The organism is Mesorhizobium erdmanii (assembly GCF_013170725.1).
In the GTDB taxonomy this organism is placed as follows: domain Bacteria; phylum Pseudomonadota; class Alphaproteobacteria; order Rhizobiales; family Rhizobiaceae; genus Mesorhizobium; species Mesorhizobium erdmanii.
The window spans coordinates 316,092-333,663 of record NZ_CP033361.1 but is presented as its reverse complement, the minus strand read 5'-3'; the positions used below and the strand labels follow the sequence as shown (position 1 = coordinate 333,663).

Genomic DNA, 17,572 nt, shown 5'->3' with positions numbered 1-17,572 from the left:
GCCTGCCGGCGCGGTCGGGGATGATGGAAATGCCATTGGCCAGTTATGCCTTGGGAGTGATGGAGGCCTCGGTCTATGCGCCGGAGGTGTTCGCGCGCGGTCTGCCTGCAAGCCTGCGGGTCGAAGCGCAACCGGAAGACCGCACGACGGCGGTGCCGGCCGCGGACGCCGCCGCGCCGGTGCTCTCGCTGCAGGGCATCGGCCTGTCTTTCGGCGGCGTCGTGGCGCTGGCTGAGATCGACCTGTCGGTTCGTCCCGGCGAGATCAGGGCGATCATCGGGCCGAATGGCGCCGGGAAGAGCTCGCTGATCAATGTGATCAGCGGCGTCTACCGTGCGGACCGCGGCCATGTCAGGCTCGATGGCGCGAGCTACGCCCAGGTGCCGACACAGCGCCTGGCGCATCTCGGCGTTGCCAGGACGTTCCAGAACCTTGCGCTGTTCAAGGGCCTCAGCGTCCTGGACAATGTCGCCTCGGGCCTCGCCTACAGGGTCCGCTCCAATTTCGCCGGCCAGGTGCTGGGCATCGGCCGCTCGCGCGGCGAACAGCGCGATTTCCTCAGCCGCGCCGACCAGATCCTCGAATTCCTCGACCTGACCGCCATCCGCCATCGTCTCGTAGGCACCTTGCCCTACGGGCTGCAGAAGCGGGTCGAACTGGCCCGCGCTTTGGTCGCGCGACCGCGCCTGCTTCTGCTCGACGAGCCGATGGCCGGCATGACCGCAGGCGAGAAGAGCGAGATGGCTGCCTTCGTGCGCGCCGCGCGCGACCACTTCGCCACCACCGTGGTGCTGATCGAGCACGATGTCGGCGTCGTCATGGGCCTGTCCGACCGCATCGCCGTTCTCGACTACGGCCGCAAGATCGCCGACGCCACGCCCGACGAAGTCCGCAACGACCAGCGCGTCATCGACGCCTATCTCGGCGTCGCCTCCAACGATGAGGCCCTCTCCCTCGATGAAGGAAGGGCAGGCATATGATCGCCGATTTCGACTACCAGTTCTTCATCGAAGTGCTCATCGGCGGCCTACTCTCCGGCGTCATGTATTCGCTGGTCGCGATCGGCTTCGTGCTGATCTACAAGACCTCGGGCGTGCTGAATTTCGCGCAAGGCGCGCTGCTGCTGTTCGCCGCGCTCACCTTCGTCAGCCTGGTCGAGCGTGGCGTTCCCTTCGCCCTGGCATTGGTGGCCACCTTCGCCATCATGGTGGCGATCGGCATCGCCATCGAGCGCACGGTGCTGCGGCCCCTCACCAACAAGCCGCCGATCACCCTGTTCATGGCGACGCTCGGCCTCTCCTACATCATCGAGGGCGCCGCCCAGCTGATCTGGGGCACGCAGGTCCATGGCCTCGACCTCGGCATCGAGGACGTGCCGCTGGAAGTCGGCGGCGTGCTGATCAGCCAGTTCGACATCTTCGCGGCGGTCGTCGCGGCCGGCATGGTTCTGCTGTTGTCGCTGTTCTTCCGCTACACCCGCATCGGCCTTGCCTTCCGCGCCGTCGCCGACGACCAGTTCGCCGCTCTCGCGGTCGGACTCAGGCTGCCGCTGATCTGGGGCACCGTCTGGGCGGCGGCCGGCCTCGTCGCGCTGGTGGCGGGGCTGCTGTGGGGCGCCCGCCTCGGCGTGCAGTTCTCGCTCTCGCTGGTGGTGCTCAAGGCGCTGCCTGTGCTGGTGCTCGGCGGCTTCGATTCCATCCTCGGCGCCATCGTCGGCGGGCTGCTGATCGGCGCCAGCGAGAAGCTCGCCGAGGTCTATATCGGCGACTATTTCGGTGGCGGCATCGAGAGCTGGTTCGCCTATGTCGTCGCGCTCGTCTTCCTCCTGATCCGCCCGTCCGGCCTGTTCGGCCAGAAGCTCGTGGAAAGGGTCTGAGCCATGGCCGCGATTACAGCCGAATTTTCGTCCGCGCCGGTGCTGCCGAAATGGATCGCGCCCGTTCTGCTGCTCGCCTTCGCCTATGGCGTCGTGCCGCTGATCGGCTCGAGCTATCTGTTCGAGGCCATCCTGCTGCCGTTCCTGGCGCTCAGCCTCGCCGGCGTCGGCCTGAACATCCTCACCGGCTATGCCGGTCAGGTTTCGCTCGGCAGTGCCGCCTTCATGGCCGCCGGCGCCTTCGCCGCCTATAATTTCAACCTGCGCGTCGAGGGCTTGCCGCTGGTCGGCAGCATCGTGCTCGCCGGCATCGTCGCTGCCGCGATCGGCATCGTCTTCGGCCTGCCCAGCCTGCGGCTGAGAGGCTTCTACCTCGCCGTCTCGACGCTCGCCGCCCAGTTCTTCGTGCAATGGGCGCTGACCAAGTTCAGCTGGTTCTCCAACAACTCCGCCTCCGGCGTCATCGACGCGCCAAGGCTGTCGATTGCAGGCTTTGCCCTCGAGGGTGCCGTCGGCCGCTATCTCTTCGCGCTGACCATCGTCAGCATCCTCACCTTCCTCGCCTACCGGCTGGTCTCGTCGCAAACGGGCCGCAACTTCATCGCCATCCGCGACAATGAGACGGCCGCGCGCATCATCGGCATACCGGTGCTGAAGACCAAGCTTTTGGCCTTCGCCATCTCGTCCTTCATCATCGGCGTCGCTGGCGTCATCTGGGCCTTCGCCTATCTGAGGACCGTCGAGCCGGATGGCTTCGACCTCGACCGCTCGTTTCAAATCCTGTTCATCATCATCATCGGCGGCCTGGCGTCGATCCGCGGCGCCTTCTTCGGCGCCGCCCTGATCGTCGTCTTTCCGCTCGCGCTGTCGCGCCTCGGTGGTTTCCTGCTCGGCGATGTCTTTGACTCCGGCGTGCTCGACATGAGCCAGCGCATCGTGCTCGGCGCGCTGATCATCCTGTTTCTGATCCTCGAACCGGATGGGCTGGTGGCCCTGTGGGACAGGGTCCGAAGACGGCTGCTGTTTGCCTGGCAGTCGACCTGAACAGTCCATTCGAAAATCAACCAGAGGCCGGATCAAAGACGGCCCATCTCAGGAGTTTCCAGACAATGACGTTCCTCAGCACAATCAAGGCGGCGGCGCTGTCCGCGGCGATGATCGTGTCGGTGGCCTTGCCGGCCGCCCACGCCGACGAACAGTATTTCCCGCTACAGAGCTATCGCGTTGGGCCTTATGCGGCCGGCGGCACCGGCTTCTTCGGCGGCTTCATCGACTACCTCAACCTCATCAACATCCGCGATGGCGGCGTCAACGGCGTCAAGCTGACCTGGGACGAGTGCGAGACCCAGTACGAGGTCGAGCGCGGTGTCGAATGCTACGAGCGGCAGAAGAGCCATGCCGGTGCCGCCGCCTGGAACCCGCTATCGGTAGGCATCGCCTATGCCATGATCGATCGCATCACCGCCGACAAGGTGCCGCTGATCACCGTCAACCACGGCCGCACCGATTCCACCGACGGCCGCGTCTTCCCCTACGTCTTCCCGCTGCTGCTCAACCCCTACAGCGAGACTTCCGGCATCGTGAACTACATCGCCTCCAAGGAAGGCGGCATCGACAAGCTCAAGGGCAAGAAGATCGTCGTGCTCTATCACGGCTCGCCCTACGGCAAGGAGACCATCCCGATCTATGAATTGCTGGCGCAGAAATACGGCTTCACCGTGCAGCAGATCGAGGTGCCGCATCCCGGCAACGAACAGCAGTCGCAGTGGTTGACCATCCGCCGCGCCAAGCCGGACTTCGTCGTCCTGCGCGGCTGGGGCGTGATGAACCCGGTGGCGCTGAAGACGGCGGTCAAGGTAGGCTATCCCGTCGATCACATCGTCGGCAATGTCTGGTCGAACTCGGAAGAGGATGTCATTCCCGCCGGCGACGCCGCCAAGGGCTACACCGCCATCACGACCCAGGCCTCCGGCAATTCCTATCCGGTGGTGAAGGAAATCGTGAAGACCGTCTACGACGCCGGCAAGGGCAACCTCGAGGACAAGTCCCGCATCGGCTCGGTCTACCACAATCTCGGCATCGTCAACGGCATCCTGAATGTCGAGGCGATCCGTGTCGCGCAGGAGAAGTTCGGCCACCGCACGCTGACCGGCGACGAAGTCCGCTGGGGCTTCGAGCATCTCAAGCTCGATCCGGCCAAGGTCGAGGCATTGGGCGCCAAGGACCTGTTCCACTCCATCAATGTCAGCTGGGACAATCACGAGGGCGAAGGCTACGTGACCTTCCAGCAGTGGGACGGCAAGAAGTGGAACGTCGTCTCCGACTGGATCGCCCCGGACTGGGCGCTGTTGCGGCCGATCATCGAAAAGTCAGCCGAAGCCTATGCCAAGGAGAAGGGCATCAAGCTGCGCACCGCGGATGATGCCAACGCCGTGACCACCAACTGATCGCAAGGCCGGGCGCCGCGTATTCCTGCGCAGCGCCCGGCCGTCAGTTTCGAGACATACGGAAAACAGTCATGCCCGACACCGAAATCATCCTTGCCGTCGACGCCGTGCACGCCACCTACAACCACGCCATCACGGCGTTGCACGCGTCAGTTTCGAGATCAGGCGCGGCGAGATCCTGGCGCTGCTCGGCGCCAATGGCGCGGGCAAGACCACCACGCTGAAGGCCGTCTCCAACCTGCTGCCGGCCGAGCGCGGCCAGATCAATGCCGGCACCATCCGCTTCGACGGCTCGGATGTCTCGCGCCGCAGCCCGGGCAACCTGGTGCGCGCCGGGCTGGTCCAGGTGCTGGAAGGCCGTCACTGCTTCAAGAGCCTCAGCGTCGAGGACAATCTGGTCGCCGGCGGCATTGGCCGCAGCGGCCGCCGCGCCGAGATCGCCGCCGACCTCGAACGGATATATGCCTTTTTTCCACGCCTGAAGGAAAAGCGCCGGACCTTGTCAGGCCTGACCTCCGGCGGCGAACAGCAGATGACCGCCATCGGCCGGGCGCTGATGTCGCGGCCGCGCCTGCTGGTGCTGGACGAGCCGTCGATGGGGCTCGCCCCGCTGATCGTCCAGGACATCTTCCAGACGCTGCGCAAGCTCAACCGCGAGACAGGCCTCTCGATCCTGGTCGCCGAACAGAACTCGGCGGTTGCGCTTCGCTATGCCGACCATGCCACGGTGCTCGAAAACGGCGTTTCCGTGCTTTCCGGCACCGCCGCCGACCTTCGCCAGCGCGAGGATATCCGGGCGCTCTACCTCGGCCAGCAGCCATCGCCCGCCGCCAAGCCGACCCATCTCCATGCCGTTGCCTGAACCAAATCCGAAGGAGCAGTGAAATGACCGTCTCGACCGTCAAGACCGACCAGGCTTCCGCCGCAGTCCCGCCCGTCGCAAGGCCATCAGTGCCGGCGCACATCATCAAGAGCGACGCCGAGGCGATCGCCATCGCTCATGCGCTGGCCGCCGAATTCGTCAAGGAGTCGTCGAAGCGCGACCGCGACAGGATCTGGCCGGTCGCCGAGCTCGACGCGTTCTCGCAGAGCGGCCTGTGGTCGATCAACGTGCCCAAGGTGTTCGGCGGCCCCGAACTGTCCTATGCGACGCTGGCCAAGGTGGTCGAGATCATCTCGGCGGCGGATTCCTCGATCGGCCAGGTGGCGCAGAACCATCTCGGCGTCGTCGCCGCCATCCGCACCGTGTCGGACATCGAGCAGCAGAAGCTGCTGTTTGCCGAAGCGCTGAAGGGCACGCGGTTCGGCAATGCCTTTTCCGAGTTCGGCTCCAAGCGCGCCGCCGATTTCGAAACCCGCTTCACCGACGCCGGCGACCATGTCGTCGTCAACGGCCGCAAATTCTATTCCTCCGGCGCGCTGCTTGCCCATCTGGTACCGATCGTGGCGCTCGATGACGAGGGCCGCGCCTGGTACGCCATAGCCGACCGCGGCGCGCCGGGCCTGACCGTCATCGACGACTGGTCGAGCTTCGGCCAGCGCACGACGCTCTCGGGCACGGTCATCATCGACAACGTCAAGGTGCCGAAGACGCATCTGGTGCCGGGCTACAAGGGCTACGACAAGCCGACCGCCGACGGCGCCATTTTCCAGATCATCCAGGTGGCCGTCGACACCGGCATCGCCCGGGCGGCGATCGACGAGACGGTCCACTTCGTCAGGACCAGGAGCCGCGCCTGGATCGACAGCGGCGTCGACAATGCCTGGGACGACCCCTACACCATCCAGGCGATCGGCGACCTGACGTTGCGCCTGCACGCGGCGCAGGCGCTGCTCGAGAGGGCCGGCTACGCCATCGACAAGGCGGTGGCCGAGCCGACGGCGGAAACGGTCGCGCATGCGCAGATCGTTACCGCGGAAGCCAAGATATTGTCGACCGAGATTGCCATCGCCGCCACCAACAAACTGTTCGAACTGGCCGGCACCCGCTCGACGCTGGCCGAGCACAATCTCGACCGCCATTGGCGCAATGCGCGTACCCACACGCTGCACGATCCGGTACGCTGGAAATACTCGATCCTCGGCAAGTATTTCCTCAACGGCGAGAAGCCGCCGCTGCACGCCTGGAGCTGATTTTCCGATGGCGGGCGCGATCCCGCCACAGTAACCTTTCGACCATCAAGAGGCCACCGCCATGTCAAACCCAACAGTCGTCGGCTTTTCCGGCAACATCACACGGCCATCCAAGACGCGCGCCTTCGTTGATCTCGTCACCAGGGATATCGCCGCCCTACACGGCCTGTCGGCAAGCACCTATGACATCGAGGATGTCGGCCCATCGCTCGGCACCGCACGATGGGCCCGCGATCTCGACGCGAGGGGCCTGGAAATCCTGTCGCAGGTTCTCGCCGCCGACGTCCTAGTGGTCGGCTCGCCCACCTACAAGGGCAGCTACACCGGCCTTTTCAAGCACTTCTTCGACCTGATCGATCCGGCCGCGCTGCGCGGCAAGCCGGTCCTTCTGACCGCGACCGGCGGCGGCGAGCGTCATGCCCTGATCGTCGAGCATCAGCTCAGGCCTTTGTTCGGCTTTTTCGAGGCCTTTGCATTGCCGACCGCGGTCTACGCCACCGACAAGGATTTCACCGACGGCGCGCTGCGCTCCGAGGCGATCCTTAAGCGCGCGGCGCAGGCGGTGGACGAGGTCGGTTTCGTGCTGGCCAACCGCGTGTCCGGCCGGATCGCCGCCGAGTAGTGCGCCGATCGAGATCCGCACGGCGCTTGCCGTGCTTACGCGCAATTTACGAGCGCCCGATAAAACGGTTCCTGTTTGATTCGCACTGGACAGGAACATCATGAGCAAAGCCCTCTCTTCCTTCGCCCTGGTCGCGGTGTTCACCGCTCTGCTCATGGCGCTGAGCCTTACCGTCGCCCGGCACGGCTATCCCTATGGCGTGATCGGTGCGCGGCGCCTCGACAACATTGCCGATGCCGCGACCTTCATCCCGCTGGCGGCGGTCTATTTCTTCAGCGCGATGCTGATGATGATCCTGCCGATCAGGGCGGCGAGCATCGTGCTCACCCATGCCGCCGATGCGATCTTCTGGGCGGTGATCGTGCTGTTTGCTACCATTGTCGGAGGCCTTGTCGCCAGATGGGCCTTCGGCCAGAGCGGCATGCTTTCGGCGCTGCTCAACTGGCGTTTCCTGTTCGCCGTGGCCATCGTCGGCTGCCACTTCGTCATGAACGAATTGCGCCGCAACGTGCTCCTGCGCAGCCTGTTCTTCGTGATTTTTGCCGCCGCGACGCTCGCCTGCCTGTTCTGGTCCTTCACGCTCTGATTGTGCGGGCTACTTTCCCGCCGCGATGTGGCCGGCAGCCTGCTCCATCCATGTCCAGAGATAGGCGGCAAGACCACGATCGACATGGGTGCGCAGGCTGCTTTCATGGCGATAGGCGATGGCGCTGATCCCGGCGAAGGACAGTGCCGCGCTGGCGCTTGGCTGCCTGGGGTCGAGCGTCGTCCCGCGTGCGATGAAAGCATCGAGCCCCACACCTCCGACTTCGAATACCTGCAAGCCGGCGCTGATCCCGGTCACCGCAAAACCCTGGCTGAACCATCCCGTCGCCATGCCGATGGGCGTCGTGGACACGGCAAGCAGACGGTCGCGCGCCAGGCGGACCGAATAGCGCATGCCTTCCGCCAGGCCGAATGCCCCGACGGCCATTCCATCGAAACCGGATGCCTCGGCCCATGCCGCGAGGTCGCCGCTGACCAGGCGTTGGTGCAGCCCGGCAACCGCGCCTATCTTGAGCCCCGGCACCTCGATCGTGACGTTCCTCCCGTCCGGCGCGACAGACCATTTTTCCGCGAGATCACGCATTGAGACGGTCTCCTGCCGGGTCGAAGGCGCAAGGCGGGGCGATCGTTGCCGTGCGGACCTTGCCGAGATGCTGGACTTCGATCGTCTCGCCGTGACGGGCAGCACCTCGCTCGATCAGGCCGAGCGCCACCGGCCGGCCGAGTGTCGGGCTCTGGTAGCTCGAGGTGACAAAGCCCTGGCTGTGCGGCCTGCCGCCCTCTCGCTTGATGCCATGTGCCCCGGTAGGCAACGGCATTTCGCCTTGCGGCACCCTCAGGCCGACAAGCTGCAGGCGATTGTTTCGCGAGGCCTCCTCGGTGAACAGCGAGCGGCGGCCCACATAGTCGGTCTGCCGTTTGGCGCGGGGGCCTTCGCTGCCGAGATCATGCGGCAGCGTGGTGCCGTCCGTGTCCTTGCCGATGACGATGAAGCCTTTCTCTGCGCGCAGGATCATCAGCGCTTCGAGGCCGATGGTGACGGCATCGAGAGACCGGCCTGCCTCACGCAGATGTGCCCACAAAGGCTCGGCGCGATCGGCGCGGATGGAGACCTCGTAGCTCCTGTCGCCGGTAAAGCTGACGCGGGCGACGCGGACCTCGTCGCCGCCATAGGTGCCATTGCCGATTGCCATATGCGGCAGATCCGCCTCGTCGAGCGAGACGCCCAGATTGACCGCTTCGAGCAGCTTCCTTGCGTTCGGTCCGGAGACAGTCAGCGTCGCCATGTCCGATGTGGCGTTGTGGATATAGACCGCGTCGCGGCCAAAACGGTCCTGGCGCCATTCCTCCAGCCGCGCGTGCACTGAGGCGACATGCGAGGACGAGCACGACACGACGAAACGATGCTCGTCCAGCCGCATCAGCACGCCGTCGTCAAAGACCACGCCGTTCTCCGACAGCATGAAGCCGTAGCGGCAGCGGCCGGGTTTCAGCGTCGACATGGTGTTGTAGTAGAGGAAATCGACGAATTCGGCGGCCTTCGGTCCGATCACCTCGATTTTGCCCAGCGTCGAACCATCGAACAGCGCGACCGACTGGCGGGCACGCCGCGCCTCATCCTGGACGGCCCGATCCGCGTCGGCGCCGCGACCGCCGTAATGGGCGGGCCGCAGCCAGCCGCCATATTCCTGGAAGACGGCGCCACTGGCGCGGTGCGCGTCTTCGAGTGGCAGCCGGCGCACCGGCGCCATCAGTTCCCCTAGGCGCGCGCCGGCAAAGCTCGCCAGCGGAACCGGCGTAAACGGTGGACGGTAGGTGGTGGTGCCGACTTCCGGCACCGTGCGGCCGGTAATCCCGGCCATCAGCGCCAGGCCGGGCAGGTTGGAGGTCTTGCCCTGGTCGGTCGCCATGCCGAGCGTGGTGTAACGCTTGAGGTGTTCGACCGAGACGAAGTTTTCGCGAGCCGCCAGTTCGACGTCCTTCACCGTCACGTCGTTCTGGTAGTCGATCCAGATGCGGCCCTTCGATCCCGGTGTCGGCCAGGCCGCTGTCAGGCCGGCCGTCGCGTCCGGACCGGTGCTGCGCGGCACCGCTGCTTTCGTGGTGCCGAGCGATGCAACGGCTTTCTGCGCGCCTTCGAACACTTCCGACAGGGAGACCGCGCCGGCGGCGCCGCCGGCCACGGAAATGCCATCCACCGGATCGCCGGGCAGAAAGGCGGCGCGTGCCTCGCTCCAGGCGAGCTTGCCCTTGGCCTGGCCGAACAGATGAATGGTCGGCGTCCAGCCGCCCGAAACCAGCACGCAGTCGGCATCGAGCCTGGTGCCGTCGTCCAGCGTCACGCCTTCGACGCGAAGACTGCCCTTGGCGGCGGCAAGCGCCCGCCCGGTGATCGGCCGCGCTTTGGCCGGCGCGCGTGGCATGCCATCACGCCTGATGTCGACGAGCGTAACTTCGGCGCCGGCCTCGGCCAGCGCGCCCGCAACCTCGTAAGCGCTGTCATTGTTGGTGGCGACGACGACGCGCCGGCCGACCAGCACCGCATGACGCCGGAGATAGGCGAGCGCCGCGTCCGCCGACAGGATGCCCGGCAGGTCGTTGTTGGCGAAGGGCAGCGGCCGCTCGATGGCGCCGGTCGCCAGCACGATCTGGCGCGGCCGAACCCGCCACAGCGTGTCGCGCCGGCCATCGAAATGACGCTGGTTCAGCCCGACCAGATTGTGGTCGTAAATGCCGAAGGCGGTGGTCGAAGGCAGGATCAGGTGACCACCGGAGGCAAGCTCCGCAACCGTTTCTTCGATCCAGGTCGCTGCCGGCTTGTCGTCGATCTCGCATGCGCGATGACCGAGCGATCCGCCCAATCTCTGTTGCTCGTCGACCAACGTGACGGCGAGACCCGCACCGGCCGCTAGCCTGGCCGCCGCCAGTCCGGCCGGTCCGGCGCCGACCACCAACACGTCGCAGTGATGGTTGATCTGGTCCGCGATGCCCGGCGACGTCCAGTCCGTGTCGACCTTGCCTAGTCCGGCCATGGCGCGGATGCGCGGCTCGAACATATGCCAGTCCGGCCACATGAAGGTCTTGTAGTAGAATGCGGCCGGGATGAAGCGCGAGAAGCGGTCGAGGAAGGCATTGCGGTCGGTCAGCGCATTGGGCGTCGCGTTGACGCTTTTCGCCACCAGCCCGTCGCGCGCGGGCTCGGTCGTGGCGCGCGTGTTCGGTGTAGATTGGGGGCCGCCGACATCGACCAGTGCGTTCGGCTCCTCGACGCCGGCACCCCAGATGCCGCGCGGCCGGTGATATTTGAAACTGCGGCCGACAATCGCGACATCGTTGGCAAGCAGGGCGGAGGCGATGGTGTCGCCGGCAAAACCGTTGACGGTTCTGCCATCGAAGCTGAACCGGATCGCAAGCGACCGGTCGATGGCGCTGCCGCCGGTGGCGAGACGCGAGGCGGTCACGCCGCGTGCTCCCCGCCAAGGGCGGTCGAGGACAGCACCTTGTGCGTGACGGTGTCGCGTTCCATGACGAAAAACTCGCCGCAGTTCATATGCACCCAGATCCCGCGCGCCGTGCCTTTCGGATTGCCGCGCAGGTAGAGATATCCGGCCCAGCGGTCGATCGGCACGCCGGCGCCGTCGGGCCTGACATTGCCGGCATCGCCGCCATAGTGGAATTCGGTTTCGTCGCGCGGTCCACAGAATGGGCAAGGGAAAAGCTGCATAAGGACCTCTAATGCGCGATGCCGGAGCCGGCCGCTTCGTCGATAAGCCGTCCGCTGGCAAAGCGGTCGAGATCGAAGGGTCGGCTGACGTCGTTGTGCTTGCCGGTCGCCAGCAGATTGGCCAGCAGCGTGCCGCCGGCGGGAATGGCCTTGAAGCCGCCGGTGCCCCAGCCGCAGTTGAGGAAGAGATTGGGCAGCGGCGAGGGACCGATGATCGGCGAGGAGTCCGGCACGACGTCGACGATGCCCGCCCATTGCCGCATCAGCTTGAGCTGGCCGAAAATCGGGAACATCTCCAACACGCCGGCGATCACGGCCTCCAATGTCGGCAGATTGCCGCGCTGCGCATAGGAGGGGATGCGGTCGAGCCCACCGCCGATGACGATCTCGCCCTTGTCGGACTGGCTGACATAGACGCCGCAGCCGGGCGACAGCACCACCGTGTCGAGGATCGGCTTGACCGGCTCGGAAACGCAGGCCTGCAGCGCATAGGAATTGATCGGCAGCCGGAAGCCGGCCTTGGCCGCCAACACGGAAGAGTGCCCGGCCACCGCCATGCCGGCGCGCTCGGCGCGGATGGCGCCGCGCGTCGTCTGCACGCCGCGGCAGCGTCCGCCTTCGATGATGAAATCGGTGATTTCGCAATTCTGGATGATGTCGACGCCGAGCCGGCTCGCCGCCCGCGCATAGCCCCAGGCGACGGCATCGTGGCGGGCCGTTCCGGCGCGGCCTTGCCAGATGCCGCCGAACACCGGGAAGCGCGCATCCGGGGAGAAGTTGTAGATCGGCGCCACGCGGCGCACATCCTCGGGTGAAAACAGCTCGGCATCGATGCCGTTGATCTGCATGGCGTTGACGGTGCGCGCGCCGATCTCCATCTCGGCGGTCGAGTGACACAGATTGATCATGCCGCGCTGCGACAGCATGACGTTGTAGTTCAAATCCTTTGACAGGCCCTCATAGAGCCGGTGCGCCAACCCATAGAGCTCGACGCTTTCCGGATAATAATAGTTGGAGCGCACCACGGTGGTGTTGCGGCCGGTGTTGCCGCCGCCGATCCAGCCCTTCTCCAGCACGGCAACCCTGGAGATGTTGTGGTTCTTGGCCAGGTAATAGGCCGTCGCCAGCCCGTGGCCGCCGCCGCCGATGACGATAGCGTCGTAGGATGGCTTCGGCTCGGGCGAGCGCCACGCCTGTTTCCAGCCGGTCTGGCCGGCCAGGCCTTCCTTGAACAGCGACAGACCGGAATAGCGACGGGTCATGGCGTGGTTTTCTGCACGGATCGCTCGTTCGGTTAGGCCCGCATCGCCTTGCCCAGCGGATCGTAAGGCGAAGATGCGATGACGCGCGCACCTCTTTCGACGCCGACGATATGGGTTGTCAACTCGGTATCGACGCCGGCCGCTTCGCGATCGACGAGCGCCATGGCAAGGCTCTTGCCGACGGTGTGGCCATAGCCGCCGGAGGTGACGAAGCCGGCAAGTTTTCCTCGGCTCCAGATCGGTTCGTAGCCGCTGGCGTCGGCGTCGTCAGCGTCGATTTGGAGCGTTACCAGCGTGCGCCTCGATCCGGCCTCCTGCTCTTTCAGCGCCGCCTCGCGGCCGATGAAGTCGCTCTTGTCGAAGGCGGTCCAGCGGTCCATGCCGGTCTCGGCAGGCGTATAGTCCTGCGTGAACTCGCGCGACCATATGCCAAAACTCTTTTCGAGCCGCAGCGAATTGACCGCGCCGAAGCCATATTCGGCAATGCCGAGGTCGCGGCCCGCCGCCAGCAGCGCGCGGCGCAGTCCAGCGTGCTCATTGGCCTGGCAATGGATTTCGTAACCGAGCTCGCCGATGACCGAGAGCCGGCCGACCTTGGCTCGAATCAGGCCGACATCCAGCGTTTTGCAGGCAAGGAAGCCGAAGGCTTCGTGCGAGACATCCTGGTGCGTTAGCCGCTCGAGCAGACGCCGCGCATTGGGGCCGGCGAGCGAGAAGCCGACCACCGCGTCCGAAATGTCGCGCACGGCGGCGCCCTCAGCGAGATGCTGTTCGAACCAGCGCATATGCCATTGCCGCAGATAATAGGACCCCATGATCCACCAGAAGCCATCGCCCCAGTTGAAGACGGTGAGGTCGCCCTTGAGCTTGCCGTTCTCGCCCAGCATCGGCGCGAGCTTCGCACGGCCGGGCTTCGGCAGCGCGCATGCAAGCAACCGGTCGAGCCAGGCCTCGGCCTGTGGCCCGCTCACCTCGTAGCGCGAGAAGGCGGAGATATCGAGCAGGCCGACGCCGTCGCGCACCTTGCGGCATTCCCGGGCGACGATGTCGAAGGCGTTGGAGCGCTTCAGCGTCGGTGTCTCGACGAAGCCTTGCGAGGCGAAATAGAGCGGCACTTCCATGCCCCAGGAATTGCCCCAGCGCGCGCCGGCCGCATCCATGGCGTCATGCGCGCCGGCCGTCTTCAACGGCCGTCCCGCCGGCAATTGCTCATTGGGATAGCTCATGACGAAGCGGCGCGAATAGAACTGCCCGGTCGTCTGCTTGATGTATTCGCGGTTGGAGGCGAAGTCGCCGTAACGGGCAATGTCCATGCCGAAGACGTCGGCTTCCGGCTCGCCATGGATCATCCATTCGGCGAGCGACTTGCCGACGCCGCCGCCCTGCAGGAAGCCGGCCATGACGCCGCAGGCCACCCAGTAGTTGGGAACGCCCCGCACCGGGCCGACCAGCGGATTGCCGTCCGGTGAGAAGGTGAAGGCGCCGTTGACCCAGCGCTTGATGCCGGCCGTCTCCAGGCAGGGATAGCGGCTGAAGCCGAGCGCTAGCTCGTTGGCGATGCGGTCGGTGTCCTCCTGGATCAGCTCGATGCCGTAGTCCCACGGGGCGCCGTCCATGTTCCAGTGCTTGTGGTTGATCTCATAGATGCCGAGCAGCAGGCCCTTCTGCTCCTGGCGCATGTAGGTGAAGCCTTCGAGGTCGACGATCAGCGGCAGTTCCCGATCGAGCGCCTGGATCTCCGGCAGCGCCTCGGTGACCAGGTAGTGATGCTCCATCGGCGACACCGGCAGGTCGATGCCGGCCATCCGGCCGACCTGCTTGGCCCACAGCCCGCCGGCGTTGACGACATGCTCGGCGGTAACAGTGCCTTTCTCGGTGACCACGTCCCAGCTGCCATCCGCGCGGCGGTTGAGCTCCAGCACGCGGTTGTGCTCGATGATGTCGGCGCCGCGTTTTTTCGCCGCCTTGGCATAGGCGTGGACGACGCCCGACGGGTCGATATGGCCCTCGCGCGCGGCATAGAGGCCGCCCAGCATGTCGTCGGTGTTGAGGATCGGGCAGCGCTGCCGGATCTCGTCGACGCCGACCAGATGGACGTCATCGATGCCCATGGTCTGGAAGATGCGGTAGGAAGCCTTCAGCCATTCCCAGCGCTCAGGCGCCGACGCAACCGAGATGCCGCCGGTCATGTGCATGCCGATGTTCTGGCCGGATTCCTTTTCGACCTCCGACAAAAGATCGATCGTGTAGGCCTGCAGCGCGGCGATGTTGGGATCGGCGTTGAGCGCATGGAAGCCGCCGGCCGCGTGCCAGCTCGACCCGGCGGTCAGCACCTCGCGCTCGATCAGCGCGACATCGCTCCAGCCGAATTTTGCCAGGTGATAGAGCACCGAGGCCCCAACCACACCGCCGCCAATGACGATCGCCCTGTATTGCGATTTCATCCTGCCGCACTCCGCCCGATTATGGTGCTGCACCTTACCGGCATTGTACACTAGTGTCTAGTAAGTTGCGAAGGCAGCCCGGAGCAGGCTGGCTGCGGGTTTAAGAATAGCGGAGGCGCGGAGACAGCCGACGGCTGCGTCTACCGTTTTCCGGAAAGCGTCTTCTCGACATAGCGCGCGAAATCCTCGACATCCTCCGCCGGAGGCTCCTGGCCGGTGAAGCTGCGCAGATAAGCGGCGACGTGCGTGAGGCGGGTGCTCATCGGTTCGTTGAGCTCGAGCGAGTAATAGCCGATCTGCATGAAATAGAGCACGCGCGCCCGCACGAACGCATCTTCTTCCTCATAGCCGTGGCGCATGAACATGTCGCGTATGGCATTGACGCGCTCTTCGTCGGCCTGATCGAGCGCGCGCCTCGTCGCGGGGGAGCGGCGGGCCCAGGCCCTTATCGCGAAATCCAGCCGGGGATCGAACAGCTTCTCGTCCACCCAGCATTCGAAAATGCCCATCACGCCGCGGATGACGGTCGCGGAAGGCCGTGCGGCGTGCTCGACGATGAACCTGGTGTTGGTCTGCCGCCAATAGTCCAGCAGCTGGTCGAGCAGGTCCTGGCGGCTCTTGAAGTACCAGTAGAAGCTCGAGCGCGAGACGTCGAGCTGCTGGCCCAGCGTCAGCACGCGGACGCGTTCGACGCCATCCGAGATCAATGTCTCAAGCGCAAGCTTCAGCCAGTCTTCACGCGTGGCCTTGATGTTGCCGGTGGCGCCGGCGCGCTGGATCGTCGTTTCGAGTGCAGCCATCGACACGACGCATGACACGCCGGATCAGGCAAATCAAGGCTATGGACATATATGTACAGTGCAATTCGCTCTCGCCTGGAGGGCGCCCCGCGGATATTAGCCGGGTTGTCATCGACGGGCGCTGACGCTGCCAAACGACCGGCGCAAAGGCAGCTCGGGGACTTTTGTCGCGGCTGTTCGGTCAGTGCGTGCTTTCCCGCAAGGCATTTGTCTGGCAAATACCAAGTCAGACAGATGCCGCCGCGCGGCCAACCAGCAGGAAAGACCAGATATGGCGCAGTTTCGAAAGAACCTCATCGATGGCGAATGGGTCGGTGATGCCGGCTCCCGCAACATCAACCCCTCGGACACTGGCGACGTCGTCGGTGAATATGCCTCGGCAGGTGTCGACCAGGCCAGGCAGGCCATCGCGGCAGCCAAGGCGGCGTTTCCGGCTTGGTCGCGTTCCGGTCCGCTGGCGCGCCACGCGGTGCTGAAAAAGGCGTCGGACGAGATCATGGCGCGCAAGGATGAGATCGGCCGCAATCTGGCGCGCGAGGAGGGCAAGACGCTGGCCGAAGGCATCGGCGAAACCATTCGCGCCGCCCAGATATTCGATTTCTTTGCCGGCGAAACATTGCGCCTGTCCGGAGAAGTCGTGCCGAGCGTACGCCCCGGCGTCGGCGTCGAGATCACACGCGAAGCGGTCGGCGTGGTCGGCATCATCACGCCATGGAATTTCCCCATCGCCATTCCCGCCTGGAAGATCGCCCCGGCGCTGGCCCATGGCAACACCATCGTCTTCAAGCCAGCCGAACTCGTCCCCGAAAGCGCCTGGTCGATCGTCGACATCCTGCATCGCGCCGGCCTGCCCAAGGGCGTCCTCAACCTCGTCATGGGCAAGGGCTCGGTGGTCGGCCAGGCGATGCTGGACAGCCCCGACGTCAATGCCATCTCATTCACCGGCTCGGTCGGCACGGGAAAACGCGTCGCCGCTGCAAGCGTCGAGCACATGCGCAAGTTCCAGCTCGAAATGGGTGGCAAGAACCCGCTGGTCGTGCTTGACGACGCCGATCTCGCTGTCGCCGTCGATTGCGCGCTCAACGGCGCTTTCTTCTCGACCGGTCAGCGCTGCACGGCCTCGTCCAGGCTGATCGTGACCGACGCTATCCACGACCGGTTCGTCGACGCGCTCAAGGAGCGGATGGACAAGCTGGTGATCGGCGATGCGCTCGACGCGCAGACCCAGATCGGGCCGGTGGTCGACGCCACCCAACTGAAGCAGGACGAGGATTATATCGCCATCGGCGTCAGGGAAGGCGCCACGCTGGCCTTCGGCGGCGAGCGGCTCGACCGCAAGACACCGGGCTTCTATCTCAAGCCGGCACTGCTGACCGGGGCCACCAACGCCATGCGCAGTTCGCGCGAGGAGATCTTTGGCCCGGTCGCCAGCGTCATCCGCGTCAAGGATTACGACGAGGCGCTTGCCGTCGCCAATGACACGCCGTTCGGGCTGACCTCGGGCATCTGCACGTCGAGCCTGAAGCACGCCACCCACTTCAAGCGCAATTCGGAGGCCGGCATGGTGATGGTCAACCTGCCGACGGCTGGCGTCGACTTCCATGTTCCCTTCGGCGGCCGCAAGGGCTCGAGCTACGGTCCGCGCGAGCAGGGCCGCTATGCGATGGAATTCTACACCACGGTGAAGACCGCCTACACGTTCGCAGGCTGATCGGCCG

Annotated in this window: 14 protein-coding genes and 1 pseudogene; 9 read left to right on the top strand and 6 right to left on the bottom strand. The window is 65.3% G+C overall.

What is annotated here, in order from left to right; all coding sequences use genetic code 11:
• Positions 1–29: 29 nt before the first annotated feature.
• From EB233_RS01520 to EB233_RS01485, 8 genes and pseudogenes are all read left to right on the top strand, one after another.
• Complete coding sequence (locus EB233_RS01520; protein ID WP_064990721.1) at positions 30–980, top strand: ABC transporter ATP-binding protein; 951 nt, start codon at positions 30–32, stop codon at positions 978–980.
• On the top strand, positions 977–1,876 hold the full coding sequence (locus EB233_RS01515; protein WP_064990349.1) for a branched-chain amino acid ABC transporter permease: 900 nt from the start codon (positions 977–979) through the stop codon (positions 1,874–1,876). The genes EB233_RS01520 and EB233_RS01515 overlap by 4 nt, the downstream gene beginning before the upstream one ends.
• 3 nt (positions 1,877–1,879) lie before the next feature.
• Positions 1,880–2,920: a branched-chain amino acid ABC transporter permease gene (locus EB233_RS01510; protein ID WP_064990350.1), complete on the top strand. Its 1,041-nt coding sequence runs from the start codon at positions 1,880–1,882 to the stop codon at positions 2,918–2,920.
• A gap of 65 nt (positions 2,921–2,985) precedes the next feature.
• Positions 2,986–4,323, top strand: coding sequence for an ABC transporter substrate-binding protein (locus EB233_RS01505; RefSeq protein ID WP_064990351.1), 1,338 nt, complete (start codon positions 2,986–2,988; stop codon positions 4,321–4,323).
• 71 nt (positions 4,324–4,394) lie between these two features.
• Positions 4,395–5,185 (top strand): annotated as a pseudogene (locus tag EB233_RS01500) (ABC transporter ATP-binding protein).
• A gap of 23 nt (positions 5,186–5,208) precedes the next feature.
• Positions 5,209–6,456, top strand: coding sequence for an SfnB family sulfur acquisition oxidoreductase (locus EB233_RS01495; protein WP_064990352.1), 1,248 nt, complete (start codon positions 5,209–5,211; stop codon positions 6,454–6,456).
• A gap of 61 nt (positions 6,457–6,517) precedes the next feature.
• A complete protein-coding gene (gene msuE / locus EB233_RS01490) occupies positions 6,518–7,078 on the top strand; it encodes an FMN reductase (RefSeq protein ID WP_064990353.1) in 561 nt (186 codons plus the stop codon).
• Between the two features lie 100 nt (positions 7,079–7,178).
• A complete protein-coding gene (locus EB233_RS01485) occupies positions 7,179–7,664 on the top strand; it encodes a hypothetical protein (RefSeq protein WP_064990354.1) in 486 nt (161 codons plus the stop codon).
• Between the two features lie 9 nt (positions 7,665–7,673).
• Here EB233_RS01485 and EB233_RS01480 read toward each other — a convergent pair whose 3' ends face one another.
• The 6 genes from EB233_RS01480 to EB233_RS01455 all read right to left on the bottom strand — a co-directional run bounded on the left by EB233_RS01480 (position 7,674) and on the right by EB233_RS01455 (position 15,854).
• Positions 7,674–8,207, bottom strand: coding sequence for an aminomethyltransferase family protein (locus EB233_RS01480; RefSeq protein ID WP_064990355.1), 534 nt, complete (start codon positions 8,205–8,207; stop codon positions 7,674–7,676).
• On the bottom strand, positions 8,200–11,085 hold the full coding sequence (locus EB233_RS01475) for a sarcosine oxidase subunit alpha family protein (protein WP_064990356.1): 2,886 nt from the start codon (positions 11,083–11,085) through the stop codon (positions 8,200–8,202). Before EB233_RS01475 ends, EB233_RS01480 begins: the two co-directional genes overlap by 8 nt.
• Positions 11,082–11,348, bottom strand: coding sequence for a sarcosine oxidase subunit delta (locus EB233_RS01470; RefSeq protein WP_064990357.1), 267 nt, complete (start codon positions 11,346–11,348; stop codon positions 11,082–11,084). Before EB233_RS01470 ends, EB233_RS01475 begins: the two co-directional genes overlap by 4 nt.
• An 8-nt stretch (positions 11,349–11,356) precedes the next feature.
• Entirely contained in the window at positions 11,357–12,610 is a 1,254-nt protein-coding gene (locus EB233_RS01465) for a sarcosine oxidase subunit beta (protein WP_064990358.1), read from the bottom strand.
• A 32-nt stretch (positions 12,611–12,642) separates the two neighbouring features.
• Positions 12,643–15,054, bottom strand: a complete 2,412-nt coding sequence (locus tag EB233_RS01460; RefSeq protein WP_064990359.1) for a GcvT family protein — start codon at positions 15,052–15,054, stop codon at positions 12,643–12,645.
• A 140-nt stretch (positions 15,055–15,194) separates the two neighbouring features.
• Positions 15,195–15,854, bottom strand: coding sequence for a TetR/AcrR family transcriptional regulator (locus EB233_RS01455; protein WP_064990360.1), 660 nt, complete (start codon positions 15,852–15,854; stop codon positions 15,195–15,197).
• Between the two features lie 271 nt (positions 15,855–16,125).
• Between EB233_RS01455 and EB233_RS01450 the strand changes: the two genes are divergently transcribed.
• Positions 16,126–17,565 (top strand): aldehyde dehydrogenase family protein, encoded by a 1,440-nt coding sequence (locus tag EB233_RS01450; RefSeq protein ID WP_027052727.1) that lies wholly within the window; start codon positions 16,126–16,128, stop codon positions 17,563–17,565.
• Positions 17,566–17,572: the final 7 nt, after the last annotated feature.